The organism is Portibacter marinus, assembly GCF_021533195.1.
GTDB lineage: Bacteria > Bacteroidota > Bacteroidia > Chitinophagales > Saprospiraceae > Portibacter > Portibacter marinus.
On sequence record NZ_JAJNKB010000037.1, the window covers coordinates 1 to 3,291 of the forward strand.

The 3,291-nt window shown below is 32.3% G+C and carries 4 protein-coding genes; all 4 read right to left on the bottom strand.

What is annotated here, in order from left to right; translation table 11 throughout:
• Nucleotides 1-398 precede the first annotated feature (398 nt).
• The 4 genes from L2567_RS20665 to L2567_RS20680 all read right to left on the bottom strand — a co-directional run bounded on the left by L2567_RS20665 (nt 399) and on the right by L2567_RS20680 (nt 3,071).
• Nucleotides 399-722: a hypothetical protein gene (locus L2567_RS20665; protein ID WP_235299766.1), complete on the bottom strand. Its 324-nt coding sequence runs from the start codon at nt 720-722 to the stop codon at nt 399-401.
• A gap of 145 nt (nt 723-867) precedes the next feature.
• Nucleotides 868-1,266, bottom strand: a complete 399-nt coding sequence (locus L2567_RS20670) for a hypothetical protein (RefSeq protein ID WP_235299767.1) — start codon at nt 1,264-1,266, stop codon at nt 868-870.
• A 674-nt stretch (nt 1,267-1,940) separates the two neighbouring features.
• The gene (locus L2567_RS20675; protein WP_235299768.1) at nt 1,941-2,435 is read right to left on the bottom strand and encodes a hypothetical protein; all 495 of its coding nucleotides are present in this window, start codon (nt 2,433-2,435) and stop codon (nt 1,941-1,943) included.
• 36 nt (nt 2,436-2,471) lie between these two features.
• Nucleotides 2,472-3,071, bottom strand: a complete 600-nt coding sequence (locus tag L2567_RS20680; protein WP_235299769.1) for a hypothetical protein — start codon at nt 3,069-3,071, stop codon at nt 2,472-2,474.
• Nucleotides 3,072-3,291 lie beyond the last annotated feature (220 nt).

The window sequence follows — 3,291 nt, forward strand, 5'->3', positions numbered from 1 at the left end:
CTATTACATCTTTCTCTATCGATAATGTTAATTTCGTTGACATACGTATTAATTGATACGTGTAAATATAAAAATCTTTTTACTAAGTATCAAGCCTCCGATCGTATAAATTGCTTACCACTAACGTGATAGCGACATCCAGAGGCCTGACGAAGGAAGGCTTATGTGATGTCGCATGTTCTCAGTAGTTGTTTACTCAACTGAAGTAAAATTGCATATTGCGATAATCTGTTTTTTAATGATTCGAATGCGTTAATTTCGCAGAATTATTCGACGTCATTTGTAATAATTGAATATTCAAACTTACAAGTTGCAATTTTTCCGGCCCCATCCCCATAGTATTCTTTTACTTTTACAGTTCTGGTTAATGGTGAACTCGCTATTAGACTTCTTATGTTTTAAGGAGTAATACTAAGTATATCCTCTCCTACATCATCGCTACTAGGATCATCCTCAACTGCGATTGATACAAGTTCAATTAAGGATCTGCCATTTAGCGAAATACTTGTGCTTACTCCTCTACGCAATTCTATTTCATTTACTTTTGACATAAAGCTCCATTCATCACCAATACCGTTTTTATCAACAACTTTTGCTCCATCTAGTCGTATTGATATAGATTTGTGTTTTTCAAATTTATGGAGTGAGATTGAATCGATCTTGCTGTGACAAGATGAAAATACTATAAATGCAGAAAAAATGATGGCAAGTGTTTTTTTCATTAATAATGTTCTTTTGAACCAACATTACATTTTATACTTCTTGCAGTAAAATTAATAATTACTATTCAAACTAATTTCACTGCCTAGTTTTCGGGGGAATATCATAACCTTAAATTTACCTTTGTGGAATCTTGTATTGAGGCGATTATCTTTTGATGGACTTCGATTTATATCCTGAATAGACCCAGAAAATAGTTAAAACGATAACCCAATACGACGAAATACTTATAACCAGTCTTTCCATAATGTCCCTTCCATCTGTATAATCTATACCAAACAGATGGGCATATGCAAATAAGTAGGGAAGCATCAAGACAAACACCAATCTTTTTGTACCTGAATTTATGTTCTTGTATTCTGAGAATAGTTCTACTTTTAAAAAAGGAGCTATCAAGGTATCTGTATATAGAAGTACCCTAACTAAATATATGATTCCAACAAAATTCACATAAGTAATATAAGGAGAACCATAATTTACTATGAATTTGATGACAATTAATATTAAGAGTGCAAGTACTATGTAATTCTTAAATACTTGTTGCATGCTACTTATGAGAAATATATGTGATACTATCACTACAGCTGATATTCCTATTATATGCTTCAGTAAATACTCACCACTCCCATAGCTTGCATGATCTCTTATGTGCAACACACATAATGAAATGAATAAGAATACTATTGTTATGATAGTGTTCTTTACAGAAAATAGTTTAACGTCTTTTGTTGGGTTCATTTACATTGTTATTATCTTAATTATTCCTACTGCAAATTCTGATACCTATTACTGAATTTAGTGAAACAACTAATTGAAATTCTTTAGCGCAAGATTAAATTAGCAATATAACTAATAAAATATATCAGATATAGCTTTCATGGTTCGACGATTGAATCCCAAGTAATGATAAATTGTCCTTTAATAGCTTTCGTATTCTAGCAGGCTAACATTCTATAGAATATTAATACTGACTAACGGTTAATCGTTTTGTTGAATTTCAATAATTTATGTATTTAAATTTAACAAATATATGCGATTTCTATCGTTAGCGAGGATTTTTTACTCCCAGAAGAGCTTTAAAAAATTGGACAGTTTTGTCCTTATTCAATTTTTGGGCTTGGCATCGAGGGAGTCTGGTTAATTACTGAGAACGTCATAGCTGCATGCTTCGTTTCGACGAAGGAGAAATGAAGTCATGGCAGCATGTTATAGAGCGTAGTTTATGTGTCATATTCACCGTTCCAAGGTTCACCAAAAGCAATTGTGTTACTTGGCTGCATTTCTATCATTTCACTTTCTGAATTTGGTATTAGTCCAAAACTGAAGCCATCAATAATCACTTCAAATGGTTTAATTTTGATGTCTTTGTAAACATAGTTTTCTAGTGTATCCAGTTGGTTTGAAATCCATTTCTCGGTTAGCTCTTCATCAAAAGTTTTCACCGTTCCAGCATCAAGGTATTCATAACTTATTAATTCTCCATATTTATCAAATTTGTAAATTACAACATATTCCTTCCTGAAATTTTGCCATTCCTCATTCTTTTTGATTTCATTAAATGGTTTCAAAAAAAGAAATGTCTCATAAATCATGAATTGGTTTGTTTGGCTATAAGTGCCAATGTGGTGAGTATGATAATTTTCAAATCTTTTGATAGGCAATGTTGAAGGGAATATAGATAATGAAGGACTTTCACCCTTTTTGAATCTTAACATTTTAATAATTTTCCTTATCATAGTTCTGACTCTAACTCAATTGGTGATAGTTTTATCCGAGGTCAATACTTTACTTTTATTGCTAGCAATCCAGTTTGCATCAATTAATTCCACTAAACCTTTTATTATTTGTTCTTCAGTTCTTCTATCTGAATTTGTTGGGCCTCCAATAATCCGCACTTTTTCCCAAAACAATTCTTCTATTTCAGATAAGATTATAATAAAGCGAAAGGATACCCTATTAATTTTATTCCCGTATTCATTTCTATAAATTTGGGTTATGTAATCGCTGATGATTTCGTACTTCCAGCTATCTTCGAGATTATCTATATCTTCCAAAAGAATAACTACATTGTTTGAATACTCAGTCCAGTCCAAATGGAAATCCCAGACTCGATTTAAATTGTCCCAATACTTATTTGGCTCATTCCAGTTTGGAGGTATGAATGGGAATTTACTTTTAACGGATTGAATGTAAGCATCAAAATCAAGGTGGGGCTCGGATAGTCTTATAACAGTTTGAGGTTTAAGATTTTCTTCAATTGTATCCAATAGAAATTTTCTTTTTCCTTTTGGAATACTGTGTATTAGCAAACTTTTTTTACGAAGTTTTTCGATTACATTTTTAATTTCCATAGTGCTCAAATCTATGCTCTATAACGGAATAGCTGCAAGAGGCGTGCCGTCGCGTTAGCAGGCATGACTTCTTCGCAGCGTGTTATAACCAGTTCCTTTAATTACAAGAAACTTGTTCAGTTATCCAATTTCCATCATTGTCTACTAGTTTTTTCCAACAACTACCATTTGGTGATTTTAGGATAATTCCTGCATTTGGAGAGTGTAATTTGACATTTCC